This window comes from Aliiglaciecola aliphaticivorans, assembly GCF_054782055.1.
Window position 1 is genome coordinate 152,469 of record NZ_BAAGTF010000094.1, and the last position, 25,767, is coordinate 178,235.

Annotated in this window: 29 protein-coding genes and 1 pseudogene; 7 read left to right on the top strand and 23 right to left on the bottom strand. The window is 41.4% G+C overall.

Annotation, left to right across the window (positions count from 1 at the left end; translation table 11 throughout):
• Window positions 1-19 precede the first annotated feature (19 nt).
• Window positions 20-928, top strand: coding sequence for a hydrogen peroxide-inducible genes activator (locus tag ACYVIL_RS21395; protein WP_460314877.1), 909 nt, complete (start codon window positions 20-22; stop codon window positions 926-928).
• Between the two features lie 77 nt (window positions 929-1,005).
• Here ACYVIL_RS21395 and ACYVIL_RS21400 read toward each other — a convergent pair whose 3' ends face one another.
• Window positions 1,006-1,185, bottom strand: a complete 180-nt coding sequence (locus tag ACYVIL_RS21400; protein WP_460314879.1) for an SEC-C metal-binding domain-containing protein — start codon at window positions 1,183-1,185, stop codon at window positions 1,006-1,008.
• 265 nt (window positions 1,186-1,450) lie between these two features.
• Here ACYVIL_RS21400 and ACYVIL_RS21405 point away from each other — a divergent pair, with 265 nt between their 5' ends.
• Window positions 1,451-1,594, top strand: a complete 144-nt coding sequence (locus ACYVIL_RS21405) for a hypothetical protein (RefSeq protein WP_460314881.1) — start codon at window positions 1,451-1,453, stop codon at window positions 1,592-1,594.
• 7 nt (window positions 1,595-1,601) lie between these two features.
• Here the strand turns inward: ACYVIL_RS21405 and miaE (ACYVIL_RS21410) are convergent, their stop codons facing one another.
• The 7 genes and pseudogenes from miaE (ACYVIL_RS21410) to ACYVIL_RS21440 all read right to left on the bottom strand — a co-directional run bounded on the left by miaE (ACYVIL_RS21410) (window position 1,602) and on the right by ACYVIL_RS21440 (window position 5,032).
• Window positions 1,602-2,369, bottom strand: coding sequence for a tRNA isopentenyl-2-thiomethyl-A-37 hydroxylase MiaE (gene miaE / locus ACYVIL_RS21410; RefSeq protein WP_460314883.1), 768 nt, complete (start codon window positions 2,367-2,369; stop codon window positions 1,602-1,604).
• 8 nt (window positions 2,370-2,377) lie between these two features.
• Window positions 2,378-2,677: a CcdB family protein gene (locus ACYVIL_RS21415; RefSeq protein ID WP_303475236.1), complete on the bottom strand. Its 300-nt coding sequence runs from the start codon at window positions 2,675-2,677 to the stop codon at window positions 2,378-2,380.
• Window positions 2,674-2,952: a type II toxin-antitoxin system CcdA family antitoxin gene (locus tag ACYVIL_RS21420; protein WP_303475235.1), complete on the bottom strand. Its 279-nt coding sequence runs from the start codon at window positions 2,950-2,952 to the stop codon at window positions 2,674-2,676. The genes ACYVIL_RS21415 and ACYVIL_RS21420 overlap by 4 nt, the downstream gene beginning before the upstream one ends.
• A gap of 64 nt (window positions 2,953-3,016) precedes the next feature.
• Window positions 3,017-3,148 (bottom strand): annotated as a pseudogene (miaE, locus tag ACYVIL_RS21425) (tRNA isopentenyl-2-thiomethyl-A-37 hydroxylase MiaE); the annotation flags it as partial.
• A 33-nt stretch (window positions 3,149-3,181) separates the two neighbouring features.
• A complete protein-coding gene (locus ACYVIL_RS21430) occupies window positions 3,182-3,472 on the bottom strand; it encodes a type II toxin-antitoxin system RelE/ParE family toxin (protein ID WP_460314886.1) in 291 nt (96 codons plus the stop codon).
• On the bottom strand, window positions 3,465-3,710 hold the full coding sequence (locus ACYVIL_RS21435) for a type II toxin-antitoxin system ParD family antitoxin (protein ID WP_303475233.1): 246 nt from the start codon (window positions 3,708-3,710) through the stop codon (window positions 3,465-3,467). Before ACYVIL_RS21435 ends, ACYVIL_RS21430 begins: the two co-directional genes overlap by 8 nt.
• Before the next feature lie 455 nt (window positions 3,711-4,165).
• A complete protein-coding gene (locus tag ACYVIL_RS21440; RefSeq protein WP_460314888.1) occupies window positions 4,166-5,032 on the bottom strand; it encodes a LysR substrate-binding domain-containing protein in 867 nt (288 codons plus the stop codon).
• 141 nt (window positions 5,033-5,173) lie between these two features.
• On the opposite strand from ACYVIL_RS21440, the gene ACYVIL_RS21445 reads away from it, so the two are divergent.
• The 3 genes from ACYVIL_RS21445 to fghA are packed head-to-tail and all read left to right on the top strand — an operon-like array spanning window position 5,174 to window position 7,585.
• Window positions 5,174-5,500 (top strand): DMT family transporter, encoded by a 327-nt coding sequence (locus ACYVIL_RS21445; protein WP_460314890.1) that lies wholly within the window; start codon window positions 5,174-5,176, stop codon window positions 5,498-5,500.
• 59 nt (window positions 5,501-5,559) lie between these two features.
• Complete coding sequence (locus ACYVIL_RS21450) at window positions 5,560-6,690, top strand: S-(hydroxymethyl)glutathione dehydrogenase/class III alcohol dehydrogenase (RefSeq protein WP_460314892.1); 1,131 nt, start codon at window positions 5,560-5,562, stop codon at window positions 6,688-6,690.
• 55 nt (window positions 6,691-6,745) lie between these two features.
• On the top strand, window positions 6,746-7,585 hold the full coding sequence (gene fghA / locus ACYVIL_RS21455) for an S-formylglutathione hydrolase (protein WP_460314894.1): 840 nt from the start codon (window positions 6,746-6,748) through the stop codon (window positions 7,583-7,585).
• Window positions 7,586-7,793: 208 nt separating this feature from the next.
• Here fghA and ACYVIL_RS21460 read toward each other — a convergent pair whose 3' ends face one another.
• Window positions 7,794-8,528 (bottom strand): SDR family oxidoreductase, encoded by a 735-nt coding sequence (locus ACYVIL_RS21460; protein WP_460314896.1) that lies wholly within the window; start codon window positions 8,526-8,528, stop codon window positions 7,794-7,796.
• Window positions 8,529-8,651: 123 nt separating this feature from the next.
• Here ACYVIL_RS21460 and ACYVIL_RS21465 point away from each other — a divergent pair, with 123 nt between their 5' ends.
• Window positions 8,652-9,551, top strand: a complete 900-nt coding sequence (locus ACYVIL_RS21465) for a LysR family transcriptional regulator (protein WP_460314898.1) — start codon at window positions 8,652-8,654, stop codon at window positions 9,549-9,551.
• Between the two features lie 334 nt (window positions 9,552-9,885).
• On the opposite strand, the gene ACYVIL_RS21470 is transcribed toward ACYVIL_RS21465, so the two are convergent.
• The 14 genes from ACYVIL_RS21470 to ACYVIL_RS21535 all read right to left on the bottom strand — a co-directional run bounded on the left by ACYVIL_RS21470 (window position 9,886) and on the right by ACYVIL_RS21535 (window position 25,030).
• Window positions 9,886-11,517 carry a thiamine pyrophosphate-dependent enzyme gene (locus tag ACYVIL_RS21470; RefSeq protein WP_460314900.1) on the bottom strand — a complete coding sequence of 544 codons (1,632 nt, stop codon included), beginning with the start codon at window positions 11,515-11,517 and terminating at the stop codon, window positions 9,886-9,888.
• Window positions 11,518-11,620: 103 nt separating this feature from the next.
• Window positions 11,621-12,874, bottom strand: a complete 1,254-nt coding sequence (locus ACYVIL_RS21475; RefSeq protein WP_460314902.1) for an NRAMP family divalent metal transporter — start codon at window positions 12,872-12,874, stop codon at window positions 11,621-11,623.
• A 126-nt stretch (window positions 12,875-13,000) separates the two neighbouring features.
• Window positions 13,001-13,933 (bottom strand): flavin reductase, encoded by a 933-nt coding sequence (locus ACYVIL_RS21480; protein WP_460314904.1) that lies wholly within the window; start codon window positions 13,931-13,933, stop codon window positions 13,001-13,003.
• Between the two features lie 34 nt (window positions 13,934-13,967).
• Window positions 13,968-14,159, bottom strand: coding sequence for a 2-hydroxymuconate tautomerase (locus ACYVIL_RS21485; RefSeq protein WP_216050392.1), 192 nt, complete (start codon window positions 14,157-14,159; stop codon window positions 13,968-13,970).
• A 98-nt stretch (window positions 14,160-14,257) separates the two neighbouring features.
• Window positions 14,258-15,214 carry a PDR/VanB family oxidoreductase gene (locus ACYVIL_RS21490; protein WP_460314906.1) on the bottom strand — a complete coding sequence of 319 codons (957 nt, stop codon included), beginning with the start codon at window positions 15,212-15,214 and terminating at the stop codon, window positions 14,258-14,260.
• Between the two features lie 19 nt (window positions 15,215-15,233).
• A complete protein-coding gene (locus ACYVIL_RS21495; protein ID WP_460314908.1) occupies window positions 15,234-15,986 on the bottom strand; it encodes an SDR family NAD(P)-dependent oxidoreductase in 753 nt (250 codons plus the stop codon).
• 9 nt (window positions 15,987-15,995) lie between these two features.
• Entirely contained in the window at window positions 15,996-16,478 is a 483-nt protein-coding gene (locus ACYVIL_RS21500; RefSeq protein ID WP_460314910.1) for an aromatic-ring-hydroxylating dioxygenase subunit beta, read from the bottom strand.
• A gap of 11 nt (window positions 16,479-16,489) precedes the next feature.
• Window positions 16,490-17,776 carry an aromatic ring-hydroxylating oxygenase subunit alpha gene (locus tag ACYVIL_RS21505; RefSeq protein ID WP_460314912.1) on the bottom strand — a complete coding sequence of 429 codons (1,287 nt, stop codon included), beginning with the start codon at window positions 17,774-17,776 and terminating at the stop codon, window positions 16,490-16,492.
• An 8-nt stretch (window positions 17,777-17,784) separates the two neighbouring features.
• On the bottom strand, window positions 17,785-18,306 hold the full coding sequence (locus ACYVIL_RS21510) for a nuclear transport factor 2 family protein (RefSeq protein WP_303475205.1): 522 nt from the start codon (window positions 18,304-18,306) through the stop codon (window positions 17,785-17,787).
• An 18-nt stretch (window positions 18,307-18,324) separates the two neighbouring features.
• Window positions 18,325-18,684, bottom strand: coding sequence for an IacB protein (locus tag ACYVIL_RS21515; RefSeq protein ID WP_303475203.1), 360 nt, complete (start codon window positions 18,682-18,684; stop codon window positions 18,325-18,327).
• 75 nt (window positions 18,685-18,759) lie between these two features.
• A complete protein-coding gene (locus ACYVIL_RS21520) occupies window positions 18,760-19,908 on the bottom strand; it encodes an acyl-CoA dehydrogenase family protein (RefSeq protein WP_460314915.1) in 1,149 nt (382 codons plus the stop codon).
• Complete coding sequence (locus ACYVIL_RS21525) at window positions 19,901-21,046, bottom strand: amidase (protein WP_460314917.1); 1,146 nt, start codon at window positions 21,044-21,046, stop codon at window positions 19,901-19,903. The genes ACYVIL_RS21520 and ACYVIL_RS21525 overlap by 8 nt, the downstream gene beginning before the upstream one ends.
• Before the next feature lie 207 nt (window positions 21,047-21,253).
• On the bottom strand, window positions 21,254-22,561 hold the full coding sequence (locus tag ACYVIL_RS21530) for an MFS transporter (protein ID WP_460314919.1): 1,308 nt from the start codon (window positions 22,559-22,561) through the stop codon (window positions 21,254-21,256).
• A gap of 165 nt (window positions 22,562-22,726) precedes the next feature.
• A complete protein-coding gene (locus ACYVIL_RS21535) occupies window positions 22,727-25,030 on the bottom strand; it encodes a TonB-dependent receptor (protein ID WP_303475197.1) in 2,304 nt (767 codons plus the stop codon).
• Window positions 25,031-25,237: 207 nt separating this feature from the next.
• Here ACYVIL_RS21535 and ACYVIL_RS21540 point away from each other — a divergent pair, with 207 nt between their 5' ends.
• Complete coding sequence (locus ACYVIL_RS21540; RefSeq protein WP_460314921.1) at window positions 25,238-25,714, top strand: MarR family winged helix-turn-helix transcriptional regulator; 477 nt, start codon at window positions 25,238-25,240, stop codon at window positions 25,712-25,714.
• Window positions 25,715-25,767: the final 53 nt, after the last annotated feature.

A 25,767-nucleotide genomic window follows, 5' to 3' on the forward strand; every position in this document is an offset into this window, starting at 1 on the left:
ATTTTTTGGAACAACACTTATGGTTTCTTTAAAACAATTAAAATACGCCCTAGCAATCGATAAGACTCGACACTTTAAAAAGGCCGCTGAAGCCTGCAATGTTTCCCAGTCGGCATTGAGTACGGCAATAAATGAATTAGAAAAGCAACTTGGCTTACAAGTATTTGAGCGAAACAATAAACAGGTGTTAGTAACTGCAGATGGTGAAATTATCCTCGCTAAAGCAAAACGGATTAAGATAGAGATGGATGAGCTATTGCAACTAGCTCAAACTAACAAAATGCCCCTATCTCGATCAATGACCTTAGGCGTGATCCCTACCATTGGGCCTTACATGTTGCCCAAAGTACTCCCTGAAGTCCGTAGGCAATATCCAGACTTCAAGCTACAAATAGTAGAAGAACAGTCCCATGTACTTGTGGATTTAGTGCGTAATGGTGACATCGATGCAGCAGTGCTTGCACTGCCCTATCCCGTTGATGGCTTAATGACATTTCCATTTTGGGAAGAAGACTTTTATTGGGTAAGCCATAAAGATGAAAGCCCAAGTCAAATGAAAGAAATTACCAGTGAAGAAATGGAAATAGAAAAATTGATGCTGTTAAAAGACGGGCACTGTTTGAAAGATCATGCGTTGGTGGCCTGTAGTTTGCAAAACAAGAAACAGCAATCAGATTTCGATTCCGCCAGTTTGCACACCATAGTACAGATGGTTGCTGGGAAATTAGGCACCACCTTAGTTCCGCAAATGGCCTTAGACCAACTTATCCATCACCAGTCAGAATTACGCGCGATTCATTTAAACGAACCGGGTCCGCACCGCACCATTGCGCTAATCATTCGACCCAATTATGTGAGGACCTCGGAATTGACTATTTTAAGGGATATATTTAGTAAGCAACTGACAGATAAATGCGGGCCCCTCTAGTACGTATCAGTAAGATAGAAGTTGATATTTCTTCTAGAGTTAGGTTAATTGATACCTGCCACTCAGTATTCTAATATTTATTGACCACAGCATTTTTTAAATTTACGGCCACTGTCACATGGACAGGCATCATTGCGCCCTACTTTGGGTAAATCTCGTTTTACTGGTGTTTGCGGAGCGCAACAACTTGTATTACTACAACATGAACTTTTACTTTCTGAAAATGAGTTGCTTTGTTTACTTTCTTCTTCATTCATAATAAAACCTGATAATGGGTATAATTTTTGAAAACGCTAATAAATTTACGCTGAACATCAATATAATGCAATATTATAACATTACCAAAATTATAAAAACGTGTTGTATGAATAAACTTTTGTATGTTGACGATATGGCAGGATTTGGCAAAAATTTAATAAATGCGTCATTCTAATTAATCGAATTAGATAATTGATTTATTCAAATTTAAAGTTTATGAAATGTAGTTCATGATTAACTCACATTCCAAACAAGGTGAATAACATGCAAACTCTAATCAAAAACGTTAAGTCTATCTTCAATGCAAAAACAGTAAACAACCACCCAACGAATTGTAACTACGCAAATAACTACTACGGTGATCAACTTTGTGGTGCAAAAAACGACGATGAAAAGTCAGTTAATTAATCGGTGTTTAGTTACCGATTAATACACCACTATGGAAGCGGAATTCACTATCATCAGATAGAATTAATTCCGCTTCTTTTTGTTTAAATAATTCAATTCTGTCGTCGATTGGTTGCAACGCAATCTTTTCAGCTAAGCTCAAATAATCCTGAAAATGTCTCGCCTCAGAACGCAGTAAAGATATATAGAAAGTCTCTAACTCATCATCCAAAAAAGGCGCTAATTTAGCAAAACGCTCACAGCTTCTAGCTTCAATAAAAGCACCGCAAATCAAGGTATCTGTCAGTTTTGCAGGCTCATGGGTACGCACGCGCTTCATCATTCCTCGAGCATAACGTGATGCTGTCAGGTTAGCGTATTCAATACCGCGATTTTGCATAATCTCCCACACCTGTTGAAAATGGTGCAATTCTTCTTTGATCAGCATGACCATTTTATTGATTAACTCATCACCATGCTCAAAGTTTGACTTGCTAATCAACTTTTTAGACAAGTTAACATGTTCTTTAAAATTACCATCACCCACTTTGCGATAGACAAAGTCTTCGAAAGGCTTTAGCCAAGCCAATAATGCGTCGCCGCTTTCTTTATCCACCGCATAGCGACGTAATAACAACATAGCAGTTTGCGCGGCTTTGAGCTCGCAGTTAGCGTGATCGACTAATAACGTAGGTAGATTTTCTGGCTTGATGGCTTCATCAATCCAGCTTTGCGGGGTTGGGCAATAGAGAAAATTGGTAATTGGCTCAAGCAGTTGGTTAATGATTGCAGACATTGTGCTATTTAAAATCCATCAATTAATAAATCTAAGCCAGCTTTGATTGCAGTTCGATACTCTGACAAATCAGAACAGGCAACAGGTTTAATGTTTTTCTTTGAAATCGTCGCAATATCTAACAAATCGACGTAGCAATTTGTATCATTAATGATTAGTGGAATTTGTAACCCCTTTATCAGTATTCGTTCTGCTTGAATTTGGATAGGTGCAACCAAAATACTCTCAACATCATTGAAGAGTGTATTTGTCAGAATAACTAAGCGTTGTTCATAGGCTTCACACAATGAAAATTGCGTAAAATTCATAGCTGCCTAATTCTTTCAGAGAAAGTTCCGTGCTTCATTACAACATTATTGTGATCTTCAATCGCTTGCTTGTTTTCCTGGCACCAACGTTGGTATTTTGCTAGCTTCACTGCTTTGCCTAGTGCTTCTTCCAAAATCGCCGATGGGCTTAATTTAAGTTCTCTAGCCTCATTAATTAGTTGAGCGTCTATTGATGTGTTGCAAGGAATTTTGTTAGTCGTTGCCATAAACAGACCTTTTTCTAAAACATTGATTTTATTATGCGCATATTTCATGCGCAGTCAAGTTGGACGTTGGCGTACTGGCTATTTCTCCGTCGTTAGAACAATTGCACACCTATGCCTTTAGCTCGCAGTTAGCGAGATCGACTAATAACGTAGGTAGATTTTCCCCTTTAATTGTTTCATCAATCCAGCTTTGTGGGGTTGAGCATTGTAGGAAATTGTTTATTGGAGAAAGTAGCTCTGAAATATGCAAGAAAGGGTATCCTTTGAGAGATAAAGGTTAAAGATGAAGACTAGGCAACATTCGCTCATGCAGAATTCTAATAACCGCCACACCATAATTGGTTGTTTTAAAATAGATCAGATGCTTTCCTTGGCGATAGAATTTATATCCTACCCGAATATTGTCACAGGATATCGCCTGTGAAGATGAAGCTGCCAAACCTTCAAAAGCTGAAACCAGTTCATCAATATAAATGTTAGCTTGATTGATACCCCATTGTTCAAAAGAGTATTCCCAAATAGCTTCCATGTCCTGCTCAGCCGATGGAGCAAGACGGTAACTAGGCATGTTTAGTCTTCATTCTTTCTTTGAATTCACTTACATTGAATAGCTGAGGTTTTCCGCTTGCTTCGCCTTCAATTAATGCTTTTCTAATAGCGTCATCATGGCTATTTTGTTCCTGATCATTGCGTAAAAGAGCGCGGATATATTCGCTATCGTTAGTATAACGGCCAGCTGCAATTTGAGCTTTTATCCATTTATCTTGTTGGTCTGTCACCGTAATAGTTTTGCGAGTTGTTGACATTATACTCCCCCAAAATATGAAATATTCATACTATTGATGAGATTATAGTTCAATTCGACTGTTATACAAAAGGAATTGTAGTGTATAAAGTTGGGATTGATTTTTGATATTTACTGGATAGGTACCTCTGGACAAAGTAATAGCTCGTAAACAAATTTTGTATCAAATACTGTTGCACACCTATGCCTTTAGCTCACAGTTAGCGTGATCGACTAATAACGTAGGTAGATTTTAGGCTTGATAGCTACGTCTAACCAATCTTGGGGGTCACACCTCAACAAGCTTTTGATGAGGATTAACAACGTTTCCAGGCAAATAAGACTTCTTAAAATACGATGATAAAACGCCCTTGGGCAATAAAGAACAAAATTAATACTGCCGTAAATAACATCACATCTCAATCTCCCCATGCTTGCAATTACATTAGATTGATACGCTGAATAATATAACGGCCTTTAATGTAATTGCTCTGCCAAATAATCCACTAATAATCTTATTTTGGGAGATAGGTGGCGATTTTGAGGGTAAATAGCCCAAATGCCTTCATCAGGGGCGCGATAATTATCCAGCAATGAAATCAAACTTCCACTTTGCAGGTGTTCTTGAACATAATAATCGGGCAATTGTACTATGCCCAAGCCCTTTAATGCCGCGTCAACAAGTCCAAAACCACTGTTATAGCGAAGTTTTCCATTCACGCGAATATTTTTCTCTTTGCCTGACTCTCTAAAGTGCCAATAATCCAGAGTTCCCAATAAACAAACGTGTGTACTCAATTCAGACAAGGAGTGAGGTATGCCATGTTTATCAATATACTCTGATGATGCACACACATAGTTGGTTCGCTTTCCCAGTTTTTTCGCCATCATCGTTGAATCAGTTAACCTGCCAAGCCGAATCGCTAAATCGTACCCTCCTTCCACCAAGTCTAAATTCTGATTAGTCAGCAACGCATTTACCTCAATATCGCTGTATTGCAAGGCGAAATTATTGACTAGCGGTAATATTTGTTGTTCACCAAAGGTTACGGGAGCCGTCAGCTTTACTTTTCCCTGAGGTTTCGATTGCAAGTTTGTTATGGCACGCTCTGCTGCATCTAACCCATCGAGTACACTGCGACAGTGTTGATAAAAAACCCGCCCTTCTTCAGTTAAGGATACTTTGCGTGTTGTACGATAAAACAATTTAGTATTAAGTCGTTTTTCCAACGCTGTTATCTGTCTGCTGACTTGAGCGGTCGAAATAGCCATTTTTTTGGAGGCCTGAGTAAAACTCTCGTTTTCGGCGACATAAACAAATTCAATGATACCTTCCCATTGCATGATTATTACCATATCGTAAAAGTAATTTAATTAAATAGCATATTATCACTTATTTAGAAATAACTATAATGGCTGCCATATCCGAAACATGCTGTGAAATATCACGGCGTTTCATGTCGCAAACGTTAAGAGGACGCAACGATGAGCTGGTTATTTTTGTTTTTAGGTGTCGCTGCTGAAGCCATTTCACATGTGGCTTTGAAAGAGACCGATGGTTTCACCAAACCGCTGCCAAGTCTTCTAGTGTTACTCTGTCACCTGGGTGCGTTTATGTTTCTAGGGCAAGCTATGAAAAACATGCCTATTGGTATTGTGCACGCCCTATGGGCAGGTCTTGCCATTATTACTGTCACCCTACTGTCAACGGTCATTTATCGCCAACACCTTGACCTAACAACCTGGTTTGGCATGGCGTTTGTCGCTGTAGGGGTAGCCATCATTAACCTATCTCAAGGTCACGCCCATTAAAGATACAGCACAAAACATTGCTATTTTTAAATTAGACCTAACTACAAAGTGAGAAAAATATGTCAGATAAATTTATTAAATCAAAAGCCGCCATCGCTTGGGGGCCTAAGCAGCCATTATCCATCGAAGAAGTGGATGTCATGCTACCTCGAAAAGGTGAAGTACTCATCAAGGTTATCGCCTCAGGTGTATGCCATACCGATGCATTTACCCTATCTGGGGAAGATCCTGAAGGTATTTTTCCAGTTATTTTGGGGCATGAAGGTGGTGGTATTGTTGAGCAAGTTGGTGAAGGCGTAACCAGCGTAGAAGTGGGCGACCATGTTATCCCCCTCTACACTCCTGAGTGCGGCGAATGTAAATTTTGTCTTTCAGGCAAAACCAATTTGTGCCAAAAGATCCGAGAAACTCAAGGTAAAGGTTTGATGCCTGATGGCACTACTCGTTTTTATCAAGATGGAAAACCTATTTTCCACTATATGGGCTGCTCTACGTTTTCTGAATACACTGTATTACCTGAGATATCCTTAGCCAAAGTAAATAAAGCCGCACCACTAGAAGAGGTTTGTTTATTGGGTTGTGGAGTCACAACGGGTATGGGTGCGGTGATGAATACCGCGAAAGTTGAAGAAGGGGCAACCGTAGCTATCTTTGGTCTAGGTGGAATTGGTCTGTCCGCAATCATTGGCGCGACTATGGCTAAAGCAAGTCGCATTATTGCAATAGATATCAACGAAAATAAATTTGAACTGGCGAAAAAACTGGGCGCAACAGAATGTATTAATCCAAAAGATTACAGCAAGCCCATACAAGATGTCATTGTAGAACTTACTGATGGTGGTGTGGATTACTCATTCGAGTGTGTTGGTAACGTGAACCTAATGCGCTCTGCTTTAGAGTGTTGCCACAAAGGTTGGGGTGAATCAGTGGTAATTGGTGTGGCCGGTGCAGGACAAGAGATATCTACTCGTCCGTTCCAACTAGTGACTGGCCGTGTATGGCGAGGCTCAGCATTTGGTGGTGTTAAGGGGCGCTCAGAATTACCTGACTATGTTGAACGTTATTTAGCGGGCGAATTTAAATTGAGTGATTTTATCACCCACACTATTCCTCTAGAAGAGATAAATGATTCATTTGATCTGATGCACAAAGGTGAAAGCATCCGTACCGTCATTCATTTTGATAAATAAAGTCACTACATTGCCCAAAATAGTAATTATTTTGGGCATTCCATGAGGTATTCCAATGACAATTGAAAATTTAAGTGCCAACAAAAGTTTTGCGGGCTGGCACAAACAATATAGCCACCAATCGCAGGCGTTAAATTGCAGTATGCGATTTGCAATTTACCTTCCGCCACACATTTCAAGTGGCAAAAAGGTTCCGGTATTGTACTGGTTATCAGGCTTAACCTGTACCGATGAGAATTTTATGCAAAAGTCTGGTGTTCAACGTGTCGCTGCCGAGTTGGGTATCGCTATTGTTGCTCCCGATACCAGCCCTCGAGGTGAAGAAGTGGCTGATGATAAGCATTATGATTTGGGACAGGGCGCAGGTTTTTATGTCAATGCTACGCAAGCCCCATGGAACCGTCACTATCAAATGTATGATTATGTGGTTAAAGAACTGCCGAAACTCATCGAAGAGACGTTTCCAGTTTCTGATAAACGCGCCATCAGTGGTCATTCAATGGGAGGACATGGCGCACTCAGCATCGCTATGTTGAACCCTACACGCTATAGCTCAATGTCGGCATTTAGTCCTATTTGTAACCCCATATCAACGCCTTGGGGACAAAAAGCCTTTAGTGCATATTTAGGCAAAGATAAAACCACTTGGCAGAATCATGATGCCAGTGAATTAATGAAACAAGCGACTCACTTTGTGCCAGCAAAAGTTGATCAGGGTGGCGCTGATGATTTCCTGCTTGAGCAGTTAAAACCCGAAATGTTAGAAGCTGCAGCGAAGATACGTAATTACCCTCTTGAATTGAAAATTCATGAAGGTTATGACCATAGCTATTACTTTATCGCTAGTTTCATTGAAGAACACTTGCGTTTTCATGCAAGCCACTTATTTCAATAAGCCTTGTTGTGTCATTTAATACTGAAAAGCCGCAGTATTTCAAGAAGCAGCGGAAACGGTGATATAACGCCTTATCTTTTATTTTAATAAGGGAATACAGATAACACTGTTAATGGGGGGTAATTGCAACATTAACAGTGTTATTATTTACAACAGATAGTGAACAGAGGGTTTTCTAGTTGGTATGCTTACATTCCCTCCAATTTGATTAAACCAGTCCGCCATTGCATTGCAGAACTTGACCATTTACCCAATCCCCTTTTGGTCCAGCGAGAAAGGAAACTATGTTTGCTATATCTTTTGGGCTGCCAAGTCGTTCAAAAGGGTTCATTTTTGCGAATCGCTCAATTAATTCGGGAGATTTTTCCGATAAAAACAACTCTGTAGAGGTAGGTCCTGGAGCAACCGCATTGACCGAAATAGACCGCCCACGTAACTCTTTTGCAAGAATTGAAGTCATTGACTCAACTGCGGCTTTAGTCGCTGCATAAACGCCATAGGTTTCTAGTTTAAGGCACACGACACTGCTAGATAAATTGATAATACGGCCACCACTATTTAAACGAGTGGCCGCTTGTCGCAGTGTATTAAAAGTACCTTTTAAATTAACAGCTATAAGACTGTCTATCAATTTATCATCGCTTTCAGCCAAGGTTGCCAGTTTCATAATACCAGCGCAATTCACTAAGATATCGATTTTTCCAAGGGTATTCTCAATATCAGTGAACATGTCTTCAACTTTGGAAGCATCAGCCACATTGCATTTAAATGCCAATGCATTAACACCGTATTGTCTGAGTTGTTCAACAATTGACTCCGCCTGCCCAGTATTTTGTGCATAGTTAACAGCTATATTCATACTTCCCTTAGCGAATTGCGTCGCGATACTTGCACCGATACCACTGGAACCACCTGTGATTAAAGCAACTTTTGGTTTAGACATTTTTATATCCTCTTTCATTACTATTGATATTGAAACCCAGTATTACTGATTTACTTTTACAAATAATTAGATAAATATTGAAAACACTATTCCAAAATAGCTAACAATTATCAGAAGGTGCCTATGGATCGTTTTAGGGAAATGCAAGTATTTGTCAGAATTGCTGAACGTAAAAGTTTTACCCTAGCGGCAGAAGATCTTCTGCTCCCAAGATCTACTGTGACGAACCTAATCAAAAGCCTTGAAGCTAGGGTAAACACGCGACTGTTCGAACGCACAACTCGTCAAGTCAACTTAACCCATGATGGGGAGCTCTTTTATCTTCGCTGCAGTGAATTACTGACTGATCTCGACGAAATTGAAAATTTATTTTCGCCAGCTTCACCTTCAGGATTACTAAGGGTCAATTTACAAGGCACGTTAGCTAAGCATTTTGTAATGCCATTTTTAAACAAATTCTTAACCCAGTACCCAAATATAACAATGCATGTGGCAGAAGATGACAGACAAGTAAACCTAGTTGCAGAAGGCGTAGACTGTGTCTTGCGGGCAGGTGAATTAACCGATTCCAGTCTTATCGCAAAACGCTTGGCAACGATGCAACAAGTAACTGTTGCAAGCCCTGATTATATTGCCAAATATGGCTCGCCTACTAAAATTGGCGACTTAAAGCGACATAAAGCCATTGGGTACTCATTAGAAGCGAAATCAAGACCCACTTCCCTGGACTTTATGTCGGGAAAAAAACTCATTAGTGTTGATTTAGCAACATCAATCATCGTTGCAGGTGCAGATATGTATACCTGCGCATCAATTGCAGGATTGGGGTTGATACAAGTGCCCCGCTATAGAATAGCCAAGGAATTAACAGCGGGTACCTTAGTCGAATTGTTATGCAACTACCCACCGCCAAATATGCCAGTTTCTGCATTGTATCCACAAAATAAACACCTTCCCTTAAGAACGCGCGTTTTTGTTGATTGGTTAGCTCTGCAATTTCAAGCTCATACAAACTACTTATAATGAGACGCATCCATAAATGATGAAGCTTCCCTAAGTATGCTCCACTTTTAGTGGTAAATATTATCGTCGAAAATGTTGATATGTAAAAGTAACTAACTGCCAAACAACTACCCACTTCACTCACTAAATGCCTCTTTGCCTATTATTCGGTGAGGCTAAAATCAACTAGTAAGATGAAAACCTGAGTGGGAGGCTAAGGGTTAGGATAGAAAAACTTAACACCCTATGCCATATGTCTTGTTGCATAAAAAAGGCAGCTAGCTTCGGAGTAACTAACTGCCTGGCAAGTAAAAAATCGTTTGCTAATTAGAAACGATTAATTAACTTTGAAACCTTAATTACCGTATCCTGCTGGCATCAAGAATTCCCATACGGACGCTTCGCTGCCGCGCTCACAGGGTATTTCAATCACAACCGGACCATCTTCTGAATCGACAACAGCTTGTTCGAGTAATTCTTTGAAGTGTTCAGGTGAATTGGATTGATAAGCCTTGGCACCAAAACTCTCAACCAGCTTAACGAAATCAGGGTTGGTCAATTCGGAACCCACTACATTGCCATCAAAAAAGTTAATTTGATCCCGTCTCACATTGCCGTATGCGTTGTTATTGAACAGTAGAATAATCAGGCCAATCTTAAATTGCACAGCGGTGGCTAACTCTTGCACGCCAAACATAAACCCGCCATCACCGGCAATAGACATCACAACTTTGTCAGGGTTAGCGACTTTCACCCCCATCCCCGTCTGAATGCCGTGGCCAAGGTTGCCCTGGTAACCACAAGTAACAAGATGGCGAGGCTCATATACTGGAAAGCCCAACCAAGATGTAAAGCCAACTTGGGAAATTTCTTCTACGATAAAACCGTCTCTTGGCATAACATCTCGAATGATGTTTAGATAGGTCATTTGCGGTTGAACTTTTTGAATTTCTTGCCAGCTTTGTGCTTTGATTTCATTAAAATAGGCTTCTTTACTGGGACGAGCCGTGGCATCTTCTTCTAAGACATTTAACAGAGCTTGAGTCGCTAAGGTCGCGTCTGCAACAATAGACACATCACCACGTAAACGAGTCAGTTGTGTAGGATCAATATCAATCCGTACCAATTCGCATGTAGCTACCCCGGTTTGCCAACGAAACGCGGGTAATTCCATTCTAGAGCCAATGCCAATCATTACATCTACTTCTGAATACAGCTTATACCCCGCAGCACAGTTAAACCCATAAGGCGAGTCATCACTGACAATGCCTCGACCTCCTCTGAATGACACTACTGGTGCTTGCAGTAATTTCGCTAATTTCAGTATTTCATCTTTGGCATCAACCGCACCACTACCCACCATTATCATCGGATTTTTTGCTTTTCGTATAATCTCGACTGCAGCTTTGATTTTCTTATCAAGAGGCTCATAAGCTGGGCTTGGAATGGCAGGAAAATTCACATCGACATTGGCTTTTTGCCCAAAAATGTCCATCGGCACTTCTATTGCCACTGGTCGCTTGCGACCGGAACTAAGTTGCGTAAATGCATTAGACATGATGGCTGGTGCATCTACAGAATGATTGATGCGCGCAGCCCATTTGGTCAGCACTTTTAGGATCCCAAGTTGATCATCAAGCTCATGTAGCATGCCGTGTCCGATTCCCACAAACTCACTAGGAACTTCACCGGTGATGCATAATACCGGAGTGTTATGTGCGGTACACAATGCCGCTGTTGAATTGAGTACTCCAGGGCCTGGAACCACACAATATACGCCTATTTTTCCAGTAGATTTGGCATAGCCATAAGCCATGTAGCCAGCACCTTGTTCATGCCGGGTCACGACCAATTTAATTTTGTCCTGATATCGACTGAGTGCATCAAAAAAAGCATAGGTTTGGGCACCAGGTATGCCAAAAATAGTATCGACACCATTTTTAATCAGATATTGAATGATGGCGTCTGAGCAGGTAATTTGTGTCATAGTCTAATAACTTCCATTGATGTTTTTATTTATATTTAGATGTGAAAAATTATTCAGTTTTAGCATTTGCAGAAATCTAAACCACAAATGCGAAATGAGAACGTTATGCAAATAAGCGATAGTAAAAATAGATGAGCGTGAAAGTGGTTAAGATAAACACCCCGCACAAGCTCCACATTTTCATAAACCGGCTTGGCTGCAACGCTTCAGGAACAGCCTCGCTCCACATTGCACGATGATTCAAGTAGGCCAAAATAGGGCTGATAACAAAGACAATGACCGAAGTAATATCGATAAAGGTAGCGAAAGACTTCAGCATGGTCGCCAAAATCAGAATTGCTGCAATACACAATATGATCATGGCAATGTTATAATTTTTCTTAGAATTCAGGTTTAATTCAGGGCGGTTAACGCCGCTATCAAGTATTCCAACCAGCACGCGTGTCATTCCATCAACCACCGCGAACAGCGTTGAGAACATCACGAAGATGGCAATAGTCGCAATGAGTGGGAAACTCCAAGGACCAATTGTTTGGGTAAAAAGTGCCATTAGCTGCCGTGAGAAGCCGGAATTACTCGCTTCAATAGCCACTCCGGTATTGTTCATTAAGCCGGTGCCAAGAACTAAGAAACACAGAGCCAACAACACGCTCATCACATAACCCACGTTAAAATCTAGGCGGGCTTCCCGGGGTGTTGGCAACTTCCCCGTATCCTCTGCTCGAGCGCAAATCCATAGGGATTGGGTCACTGAACCATCGGTTGGTGAAGGCATGAAACCTATCAACGCAACCACATAAAGAATGACTGAGGAATCGATAGCAGGAATGGCGAAAACTGAAGGAGACCATTCCATTTTACCTGCAACCAAAAACACCGTAATAATAATTAGTAGGGTAAAACAGGAAACAATATACTTGGTTAATCGTTCTAATAGGCTGTAGTGGCCGCTAATCAAAAATAACGCGATAACCGACAGCAAAACACTGACACCTAGAACTGGATTAACCGAAAAATCAAAGGCCGCTTGAAATAAGCCTAGGGTGAAAAGCGCGATGGCGCCGACCACAAAAACCATGCTAAAAATTTCCGCGAAGGCAAAAATCGCAAATATAAACCATCCCGCTGTGCGGTAGCTTGTGATCAAGTTTTTACCCGTAGATGCGGCAAATTCACCACCAAAACGTAGGGCTGGATATTTGACTAAACAGGCTAAAATAATAATAAATGTTAGCCCTAAGCCATAATCTGCTCCGGCACGGGTAGACTGGACTAAATGAGAGACTCCTACTGCCGCTGCTGCGTACAGAATTCCCGGTCCTAAGACACTCAGGAACGAGCTATATTTTCCTTTCATATTTACTTTCTCTTTTATTATTCTTAAGTGAAGCTATTAAATATATTGAAACATGTGCTCGCTAGAAGGTTATTCGATCATCACACAGCCAAAAAGGTGATCTAGCATCACCTTTTTGACTGCTTTTTAGCTTTCCATTTCAATGATACTTTTCAACGCCGTTTTGAGTACATTGGTTTGCTCAGAACTTAGGTCACTCAACATATGTTCTTCATGCTGAGCAGCAACTTCTAGTAAGGATTTCTGTAACGCCATGCCCGCATCTGTTAGAACAAGCTTGTCGTCTATAACCGTCAATGCCCCTCTTTCTTTGAGGGTATCCACTGATTCACTTAAATCTTCCAATGGCTGCATGGCCAAAATTGACAGAGTCTTCAGGGTATGCACTGGGGTGTTTGACAAAATCGTGACCACCCGCCACTGCTCTGGAGTCACATCACAGCCATCAATTAATTTCGGATATAAATCTTGACGGTATTTAGAAATAGCAGAATTCATTAAATATAACAAATAGTTATCTAAAAATTCGTTACCAGTTTCTGCTTGATCTCTCTGAACATTACCACTTGGATGAGCTGAGGTGATGGCGTAACTCCCCCGAGAGAATGCCAAAGGTGTAAGTGAATCATCGTGTTTGTATTTAAGCACTTCACCGACAATAATCAGGTGATCGCCCCCCTCGTAAACCTTCCAGGTTTTACACTCAAATTGTGCACCGCATCCTGTTAGTAACGGCGCGCCGCCTAGACCTTTGGAAAAGGAGACATCTTTAAATTTATCCTCTCCTCTTCCTGCAAACTTATTCGAGATTTCAACCTGATTTTCACTTAACACGTTGATCGCAAAATATTCTGCACTTTCAAAAATGGATTTACTGAATGCGCCTTTATCAATACTCCACAAGACGAGTGCGGGGTCAATGGATACGCTGTTAAAACTGCTCGCCGTACAACCAATGGGAGAACCATTTTCATCAACAGTGGTGATCACGGTTACCCCAGTAGGAAACTGGCCTAACGCGGTTCTAAAATCTCGTTTATCAAACTTAGTCTCTGTCATAATTTTTGTCCTAACGTTTTTTTCTGATGAGTGACTAGCGCCCGGCTTTATGGGCCGGTAACGTCCCTATTCCCCAATGGGCTTTTGGATATTCACTAATGATCACCCGAATATTTTCCTCCGGCGCACCAATGGAATCCATCACGGCTTCAGCAACCGCTTTGATTAACGCTTCTTTTTGCTCAACTGAGCGACCTTCCATCATATTTACATTTACTATTGGCATAGTTGACTCCATTTTTGATGGCGCTTTTCCCTTAATAAACCGTTGTTTAAGGTGCACTAGCTTAGCTAGACAAAAACGCCCGAAATTCGGTAATAATATTAAATATCAATCACTAAACGTTCACATTTAGCACGAGAACAACATAATGCGATTTGGTCGTTGTCTTCTTTTTCTTCGTCAGTTAAAAAATGGTCTCGGTGATCAGGAATACCCTCGATGACGTCGGTTATGCAGGTGCCGCACACCCCCTCTTCACAAGACATGTTCACTTTCACACCTACTTTTCTAAGGGCTTTAGCAATCGTATCCTCGCTTCCTACCGTCACTGTGACATCACTTTGTTCACAGTAGACTTCAAAGCTATCACCGGATGTATCAACCTCAGCACTAAAGTATTCAAAGTGAACTTGCTCCGATGGATACCCCAATTCTTTGGCACTGTTTATCACCCAATCCATAAAACCAGTAGGGCCACATACATAGATATGGGTATCTGATTGCGGTGAGCCAAAGGTGGTTTGTGGGGAGAACAACTGAGATTTATCTTGATCATCATAATGGAAGCAAACTCGATCACCGAAAGCAGCAACTAACTCTTCCTCAAAAGCACCTGCGCCTTTAGTACGAGTACAATAATGAAGCTCAAATTCTTTATTCGCCTTTAACAATTCATACGCCATGGCGATCATTGGCGTTATACCTATTCCACCACCCGCAAGAATACTTTTCTGTGCGTCTAAATTAAGGGGGAAATGATTCCGTGGTGCACTAATTTTAATATGTTGTTGTTCGGCAAATTCAGCATGAATTTTAGCCGAACCGCCACGAGAATTAGGATCATTCAGCACACCGATTCGATACGATTCACTTGATGCTGGATCATTACACAACGAGTATTGACGTATTAAATCATCTCCGCAATGCACATCAATGTGAGCGCCGGCAGAAAAAGCAGGCAAAGATTCACCATTGGCACTGACCAAATCCATGACAGCGATACCCGCGCCTTGTTCAGTTCGAGACTTTATTACAACGTCGATTAGTTCATTATCCACAAGATTCTCCTAGTCATGCTTAACGCATGTATATTCCACCGTTAATATCCCAAGTGGCACCTGTGACCGTATTTGCTTCTTCGGTTGCCAACATTACGACCATTGAGCCGATAAATTCAGGGTTACTCATCGCCTTAACGGGGATCATGTTATTAATAATATGTTCAAGTTTATCTGCTGGAACTTTGTCTCTCACAGAAGGCACATCTACCGGGCCTGGGGCAATTGCATTAACGGTCACACCTTTGTCAGCAAACTGTCTGGCAAAGATTTTCGTTAAGGTGGTAATACCGGCTTTCGAAGCAGCATAATGAGCGCCAGAGGCTGTACCGCCCATTTGCCCGGCAAGAGAGGCTAAATTGATGATTCGACCAAACCCTTTGTCAGCAAAATATTGTCCAAACACCTGACTACCAATGAAGTTACCCCGTAAATTAATATCTAACACTTGGCTAAACTCTTCTGGGCTGATGTCCATTAGTGGCGTTGTAGGCGTCATTGCGGCGTTGTTCACTAATACGTTGCAGTCCCCAAAAGTTTCAGTTGTAAAAGCTAAACCGTTAACAAAATCGTCTTTGCTTAATACGTCAAGTTTAGTGGCAACGACCTTTTTCCCTGTGGGATCAAGTACCTTAGCGGCTTCGGCGGCCATAGACACGTCCACGTCACTCATCACCACCGAGTAACCTGCTTTGCATAAAGACTCACTAATCACATAGCCTAACCCTTGGGCAGCTCCGGTGACCAACGCCACTTTTTTGTTGGTACTCATATCAGCCCCTTAAAACAAGTAATTGACAGTGGTCAGATGCTCGCTTGATTTCATCACTTTGACGATCTTTTCAGCAATTTTAAAGCTGCCACCGTCACGAACTAACTTAAATTGCAAGTTCGCAGGATAAATACGCAAGCCGTTTTTGTTGTTCTCATACAAACTATATGCACAGCGCACTCTTACAAAGCCATCAATATCGTCTAGGATCCGAAAACGCGACATAGTACGCACGGTTTTTTCGCCTAATTGGGTAGAAATAGCATCACCGCTGGTTAAACGTTCAATACGTAATTTACGCATTTCATCATCATCGTATGCCACATTGAGAGTATTGGCGTAGTCAGTGGCATTGTGTTCAACGGGCACAATATACAATCCCGATTCTAGCCATAGATCTAACCATTGTTGGTATTCTTTGTTATCAAGCATGTCTGCTTCAATGTTGAGAAAAGCAGTGACATCGGCTAATAATTGAGTATCTAGTTTCATTTTATCGCTCCTTATTTTCCGCTTTCCACAGACATCATTTGTTTGTATTTCTGATACGCTGCACGCATTCCGGTTTCAGAACATACTGCCCCTTTAACATTGCCATCAGCAGAAGTAGATAACTTAGACATTCCGCGATTCACCATGATCCAGCCATCAGTTCCAGCCATTGAACCCGCTTGAACACGTTCCCAAGCTTCACCATCATCTGGTGTACCGAAGCCCATAGGCCCTTGGAAATGTTCATGTAAGCGAATACGCTTTTGATTGAAAGCTTGTGGCGCACCTTTACCACCAATGGCAATATGATGAATTTCAGTTTCATTTGCACTGATAGGCACTAAGTTACGGAAAAACGCCATTGAACACGCAATATTCGGGAACAAATTCAAATTAAATCCGCTACCGCCCACCGCTCTGACTAAGCGACGAACTTCTTCATCTGAATGGCCTTCATCAGCTAAGCTTTTCGCCAAATCTTCGAAACGTTCAGGAATTGGCTCATCCAGATTTTCTTCTAAATCTACCAGCTCAGGGATCATCACCATAACACTGTGACCATTACCTAAGTCTTCCACATAACCTTCGCCATCAAGAAAATCAAACACTTCGGCGGCTTCTTCATCAACCGAAGCAATAAATGACTTATGCACTATGGGGAAGTGGTAAGCATCAGTGGTATTTTCTAATTGGATCTTCCAGTTACCCGGAAATCTGAATCTGTGATCGCCTAAGGTTTGCAGAGGATAACCACCGCCCTGCTTCATAAATAAATCAATCCACTTTTTAGCGCCGCCTAAATGTTCATCGAGGGACTCTAAATTATCTTTTAGGGTGGCAAAGATCATTCCGTTATAAGACTCGGTACGCACTTTAACTAGCCCAAATTCGGCTTTATCAAGAATATTTTCATATTCTTCTGGTTTCGGCAGAGCACGTAAACTGCCGTCTAAACCATATCCCCAACCATGATAAGGGCAAGTGAAGGCTTTGGTTTTACCAGATTTCCCTTCACAAACCGTTGCCCCTCTGTGACGACAACGATTGAGCATGACATGGATGTTCTTTTTGCGGTCGCGAACCACAATGACAGGTTGGCGGCCTATTGATGCAGTTTTGTATGAACCTGCTTCAGGCACTTCGCTTTCATGGGCAACCCATACCCAAGTATTGTTGAAGATTTTATCTAGTTCTTCATCGAAAATTTCTGGGTTTGAGTACAAGGATTTATGAACTCTGTCTTCCAGTACTAAATCAGCCGTACTGTTTAGGTTTTTTACTTTAATTTCTGTATTCATGAGAGGTCCTATTCTGGCACTGGCAATGCCGCGCTGTTATCCCATGGCTTAGCCATAGGACGACTGAATTTATTTTCAGTAACAAAGTGAGATATTTGACAAGTCTGCTCAGTTAGCTCAAATGTTGCGGTAATTTTTGCGCAACTTAACTGTGAACGACCATCAACAAAATCTGAAGGCTGCATGAGTAACCACGTTCCGGTCGCTTTGTTACCGTCAACTGAAATAACTTCATTACCCAACAGATGCACATTCAAATTAAAATGCCCCGGCAAAGTCGCATATTTAGCAAACATAGCTTCAATGGCAGCTTTACCTTCATAGCGGCCAAAAGTCTTGGCATAACGCTGACCTTTGCCTTCCCAGATAGCCTCTTCAGTGAAAAGATCCATCAAGATCTTAAGCTCAAAGCCTGGCGCTAAATCGTCGCAAAGGTGCATATATTGATTCATGCAGGCACTCACTCTTTTCTCATTCTCTAAAGTGAAGAGTCGTTGTTGCAAGGCATCTAATTGTTGTAATGAGATCATGATTTTTGGTCCAAAAGGTTAGCTTGGAACAACAAGTTCGCGGCCAATGCGAGCTTCTACTTTGCAATATTTCCACAAGCTATAGGTACCATCACCAACTGGCGTTGAACGGAAGAAATCACAGCCAGCAATGACAGTTTCGAGGTCAGGAACATCAGCCATAATATAGGCTGTCCATGGCGCAGAAGCCGATGGACCCACTTGAATACGATCATCGTCCATAATGCCTAGCACGTTAACACCAGGTAACTCAGAAATGCCTTTCATCATGGCACTAAAGGCTTGCCAAACATCACCCATGACCTCTTTTGTAGAGTCCATAAAATTTTGATTCACGCCGATACAAAACAACACGCGATGGGAAGTTGATTCACTCATAATATTTTCCTCCAATGGGGTTTATTATTTTTTTAATAATTACGTTTAAAAATGCTGACTTGATAAGTTCTAAAATTATAAATATCCGGGAAACGGTGGGTGTCCAAACATGATCGCCCCGGCATTTTGATAAGTCACCTCACCCATAAAGGCATGTTGAGTGACCAAATGTGCATCTCTTAAGCAACGAGATAAGGGGTGATCAACATACGCTCCTTGCATGCCAGACAATTGATAAGCAATGCGAGTGGCTTCGGCACATTCTCGTGCCACGTTTGTAGTTGCCAAGCGAATGAGACTAATTTGATCTTTAGTTGGCTCATCGCCTTGCATAATTGCGTCCCAAACTTCGTCAGTAGCTTCATAGAAGAACGCTCTGGATGAACGCACTTTAGCTTCAGCTTTGGCGATATCTATTTGTGCATAATGACGCTCACCTAAGTTAGGTGCGCCAGTAACGGATTTTCGGCCTTTAGCAGATGTAACCACCACATCTATAGCGTCACGAGCAATACCTAAAGCGGTCACAGACAAAACTTGCGCGGCAAATGACAATGAAGGGTACTTAAAAAACGGCGTGTCGACAGTGGGTGTTCCACCACGAACAAAGGTCCATTCTTCGGGTACAAACACATCTTCAACAATTAAATCGAAACTGCCCGTTCCAACCATGCCGTGAACGTTCCAAGTTTTTTCAATTTTAACTTTATCTGCAGGCATAACAGCCATTTTAGGTAATTTGCTGCCATCATCTGGCATAACACCTACACCCAATAATGATGCGCCCATGCAGCCGCTAGCAAATTGCCAACGACCGTTGACTATGTATCCGCCAGTGACCTTTTTTGCTTTTTGTGGTGGGAAAATACCTCCAGCAAAAACGATATCCGCTGACTCTTTCCATACTTCTTTGAGCGTATCCATGGGCAATGCCGCTAAATACGCAGGGTTCATACCAAAACTGGCAACCCATCCAGCTGAACCATCTGCAGCAGAAATAGTTTCAATGGCCTTTAAAAATTCGCTTGGAGTTTTGCCGCTACCACCAAATTCTTGAGGTACAAAAGAGCGATAAATTCCAATATCTTTAAATTGTTCAACAACATCATTTGAAATAAAACGTTGCTCTTCGAATTCACCTCTGCGGGCGCGAATATCAGCGAGTAGTGCATTTACTTTTTCCGGTCCACCCCACTGGGTCATATCCATTGAATTTTTATACATCGTTTTTCTCCACACTTTCAGTGTTGTTGTTATTCGGACGGCTTAATTTTCTAGCTATTTCGCAAAGTAGTTCATCATTTCCTTTGGCACCTACCAGCTGCATTCCTACCGGTTTTCCCAATTCGTTAGTCAATGGGATAGTAATGGCAGGATGCCCAGACAAATTGAAAGGTCTGGTTAAAGAGCTAATCATAAGGTCGTTTTTACCTGCTAATGCATCCACACGTTTAAGTGGGAAAGAGGCCAGTGTTGGTAATACGAGGGCATCAACACCTATTAATGCATCGTCAACTTGCTGGCTGAAATTTTGTCTAATAGTTTCAGCTTCAAAGACGATTTTAGGGTCAATTTGACTTGCCCCTTGCAATCTCATTTCGATATCGCTGCCCAACTCAGCGGTATTGAGTAAGTCACCGAACGCTTGCCACATTTCAAAATTCATTAATTTCAAAGCAGCATCAAATGCGTCCTCTATTAAAGGTAAGGAGGTATGACCCAATTCGACGCTTTGGTTATCAATGGCTTCATTGACTAATTGATTTATTTGGTCGTCGGCAGCGACTTCTACCCGCGCCAGTTTAATCGGTCTATCGATGGAAACAGGGGCAAAGGTACTATCAATACATCCCATTGCTGTAATTAACTTATCCGCCGTGGAAGCTAAGGGACCAACACAGTCTAACGTTGACTCGACGGGCAAGACCCCTTTGCGACTCACTCGTCCAAAAGTAGGTTTAAAACCAAATACACCGCAACACGCAGCAGGCACTCTAATTGAACCACCGGTATCTGTGCCGATACTGAAATCCACTTTCATTTCAGCAACTGCAACGGCACATCCACTCGATGATCCACCAGGGATATAGTCAGGGTAGAAATAGTTAGTGGGAGTACCGAGATGAGGGTTAACACCGGTCATACCGTATGCCAGCTCATGCATATTTAGCTTACCGACTAATTTCACACCAGATGACAACATAGTTTCCACAACGTCTGCATGTTTTGTGGCCTTAGCATTTTGACTAAGGGCTTTGCTACCGGCTTCGGTAACGAAACCAGCCACATCAATATTATCTTTGATACCCGCAACCAATTGGGTATTTGTGCCAATTTCAAATTTTTTGGTAAATACACACATACTCTTTAATGCCTTGGTTTCGAATACTAATGTTTAAAGACTAATTTAATTTACATGATTATTCAAGTAATTATTTATGTAATAATTCCATTGATAATGACAAAAGAAATAGTCCTATCTAACAATGGGATTAGTTGTTTTCGAGCGAATCTAAATTTAAGAAATAGAGGCTAGCCAGCAGAAATTAACTGGCTATAAAGGTTATTATCATCGAACTCGTAGTTGAAAAACAAAAGCCGCGGCTAATATCAATGGCATAGCAAAAACCACAAAATTGAGCTCCATACTAAAACCGTAGGTAATTAGTAAGCCGCCAACGTATGGGCCAATTACCGCACCAAATCGTCCTAACCCTAGTGCCCAGCCAATGCCTGTTGCCCGTACCTCTGTTGGATACATTTTTGCCGACGTTGAATACAAGCCAACATATGCACCTAGTAATAGAAACCCGATGATAAACAGCAGAACAAACAAGTTCATATATTCAAATAAAAAGCCAAATGAAAGCATCGCTAATCCAGATATGGATAAAAAGATACCAATTAACTTAGTCAACCCTATGTTTGCTGCAAACCATCCTAAAAGAAGCGAGCCAACTACCCCACCTCCGTTTAATGCCACAGCAGAAAAAACACTGTCTGACTCACTTAAGCCTTCATTAATAACCAACTTGGGTAACCAACTTAATAGAAAATAAAGGGAAATAAACACAAACAAGAATGTCAGCCATAACTGTAAAGTTTTGGTTCTAAATTGCGGACTCAATAAGCTAAACACACTGGCTTTACTAATTTTAAATTGTCTATCTTCAACAAATTCAGGTATTGGACTACGCTGCATTTTGAGCAATAACTCATTGACGCGACTCAAAGCGCTTGGGGTTCCTTGCGTTTTCAAAAACTGCAATGATTCTGGCACAACGCAATACACCACGACGGCCATGAGTAACGTCACAAGTCCCAAAGTAAAGAACACAATTTCCCATCCATAAAGGGGTAAAATCGGCACCACTATAATACCGCCAATAGTGGCGCCTAACGGGAAACCTGCAGAGATAATAGCCACGCTAAAACTTCGATATTTAGTCGGAGTGTATTCTGATGTTAATGCCGTCACATTGGCTAACATGCTACCCACACCTAAACCTGTAATAGTGCGCAGAACGATTAATTGCCAAAAGGCGCTGACCAAGCCAGTTAAAAACATTGAAATACCGATTGCTATCACACTAGCAATCAACATTTTCCGCCTACCGATTTTGTCTGCATAAGGGGCAATTAACATTGCGCCCAACATCATGCCAGCCAGCGTTACACTGAAAACCAAACCTAAATTGGTGGGGTTTATTTGCAATTGTTCACTAACGCGCTGTGCAACAAAGGACATTGAGGTGATATCGAAGCCGTCTAATATCATTAATAGAAATGAAATTAATACGACGAGTATTTGAGTAGTAGATAATTTTCCATCATCCAAAATATGCTCAAATGATTGTATAGCTTGACCTTCTTTCATACATTGCTCTTTCATTGGCAAGTGAATTCACTTTGTAAAAATGCTCGATTAAGTGCGCCCTTAAAGTGCTAATGTAACAACCTTGCATTTACGAGCGCAGCAAACAAGAGAAGTATTTGAGATGCTCAAATTCTTCTCTGCTGCGGATAACCTTGCTTAACTTGCTTAGTAAAAGCTGTATCTAAAAGAGGCATACCATTGGCGACCGCGATCTCTGATGATCTCAGTTGTACCAACATTAGACTCATAACCTGCGGTGATATATTTTTCATCCGTTAGGTTCTTCAGTCCAAAGTCTACGCCATAGGTTTCATCAGGCGAACGCCATAAAACCGTTAAATCAACAATGGTCACTTCAGGTGTGATGATGCCATCTGTGTTGTCTGGGTTATTGTAATATTCAGTATGGTAATTTGCGCTCAAGCGAGCGGTAACAAGTGAACCATTTTCAAACTCCACATCACGAGCCAAACTGACGTTACCTGACCATTCTGGAACATGGTCAAACTTACTATCAACGGTGACAACTGCAGCCAGAGGCGGTTCTACGTCAATATTGGTAAATTTCGCATCTGTGTATCCAACCGCAGCTTCAATAAACCAGTAATCAGCAAAGGCGAGTTTAGATTCAAGTTCAAAACCTGAAATCTCAGCGCTACCGACGTTAGCTTCGAAGAAACCAACAAAACCCGGGTTTTGGGTTCTTACCTGAATATCAGTGTAATCCATTTGGAAAACAGCACCATTGATTGAGAAAGGTCTATCGCTGCTATCGTATTTGAACCCAAGTTCATATGACTCAACGTATTCAGGGCCAAATGACGGTACCGTATCCAACGCTGGGAATATACGTTGTACAAAACCACCAGAACGGAAACCTTCCGTGTACGAGGTATATACCATTAGCTCATCTGTCGCTTTATAGGCTAAGTTAACCATTGGTGTGGTTTCTTGCACATCAATGGAATTTAAACCAAGAGGAAGCAGCAGTGAACCATCTTCAAGACCAATATTGTTGCTGATAACCACTTGAGTTGGGTCGAAAGTTTTTTCTTCGTCGGAATATCTGAGACCTACGGTTAAATCTAACTTTTCAGTAAAACTATAAGTTGCCTGAGCATAAATCGCCGAACTTGTGGTGGTGAAATCATTATCACTGTCGAAGTTAGCAATGGCAAAATCATTAATATTTCGGTTGTTACCCTCTTCATCGAAATAGTATAAACCGGTAATCCAGTTCAACTTGTCATCTTCAGTCGAACCCATTAATTGAATTTCTTGGGTAAACTGCGACGCTTCGAATGAATCATAAAAGTGGACGACGGTTAATGGTGACGCATCGGCGTCTCTGGCAAACTCAGCATCTAAGTCACGATAAGCGGTAATCGATTTCAATTGCAGATTATCGTTGATGTCCCAAGTAACTTGTAAGTTTGCACCCCATGCAGTGGTATCTGAGTAGGTAGGAGCCGTACCTAAGTTCTCACCTTCAGTGGCATATTGATTGTTGTAACAAATAGGATCAGTAGAAGTAATACCCGCTGGATAACCGCAGGTTTCAGCCTGAGTGACATTGTTGTAAAAGCCCGCGAAAGAACCATCAACCAAGGTACCGGCGTCAGCAATTTCAAATGCGGGACCGTTTTCATTTTCAGTGCTGTGATCAAGAATTAAGTTAACTTCGACATCATCCGATGCTTCCCAAAGCAAAGAACCGCGAAATGCCAACATATCATCATCGCCTAAATCTCCGCCTGCAGGACGGCTAACATATCCATCTTGCGTCGCACTTAAGGCAGAAAAATTACCGTACAAAGTGTCAGTCAGTGCACCGTTTACCGATACTTTTAGTTTCGCCAGTGAATCAGTACCTATGGTTGCATCCACATAACCTTCAAAATCTTCTGTGGGCTTTTTGCTGTAAAGGGCTACTGCACCACCCACACTGTTTCGACCAAACAGAGTACCTTGAGGTCCACGCAAAACTTCAACACGGTCAACGTCGAGTAAATCAACTGTGGCACCAACGGTCCGAGCAATATAAACGCCGTCTACGTAAAAACCCACACCGTTATCAATTGTTCCTAAGAAATCACGTTGCCCTACACCACGAATATAAACCGTAGCAACAGATGATGAACCACCTGCGCCTGGGCTATTTTGGTATGTCAGGTTAGGCGTTACACCACCTATTTCAGACACATTTTCAATACCTCGGGCTTCAAGACCGTCTCCTGAAAAAGCGGTCAATGACAATGGAGCCTCTTGCAAACTCTCTTCACGCTTACGCGCTGTAACTTGTATCTTTTCCAACATTGCACCAATACCAGACTTGCTGTCAGCAGCAGCCTCGTCTTCTTGAGCATGTACAGGGGCGATAGCGATAGCTGAAACGACGGCTAAAGACGCGGGAATACGTGCATTAAATATCGTTCTAGTTATTTTATTTAGCTTGCAGTTGAGTGACATAATTGTGCTCCAATGGTTATGTTCTAATTATTCTACTTTTAATTTGTATGAGTTATTACGTTACATGTCAAGTAAAAACTCAACGATAATTGTTTTATTTTTATTCGAAGATGGTTGTTTTTAAAAAATATGATTGTATTTTACGTTTTTTATCAAGTAATATTGCGTGCTTTATTGTGTTAAAAATGTAACTAACATGTTGAATATATGAAAAAAAATACTGATAAACTAAATAAATTCAAACCTGCCTCTGAGAGTTTTGAATTCCAGCAATACCCCTTTTATTGGCTAATGCGAGTAGGCAGCGCCTATTCCATGAGAATGGAAAAGTCCCTTAAAAAACAAGGGATTAACCTTACTGCCTGGCGTATTTTGATGATTCTTCGTGAAATGGGCACCTTAAGCGTTAGCGAGGTTGCTACCCATGCAGTAGCGAAAACCCCGACCATTACAAGAGCGACCTATAATCTTCAAGAGAAAGAGCTTGTTCTTATCCGCACCAGCAAAAATGACGGAAGAGTCTCAATTGTAGAGCTAACTGAAAAAGGCAAAACAGTGATTGCTAATATTATCGAGAACTCGCAAAAACTCTTCGATAATATTTATGATGATTTCAGTGCAGATCAAATAGAAACTTTCAACAGCACACTACAAAAGCTGTTCCTCAATTTAGACGAAGCTTAGTTAAATACAGGCAACACTTACTGAACTCTAGGCCCAGTCAATGGGCCCAGCCG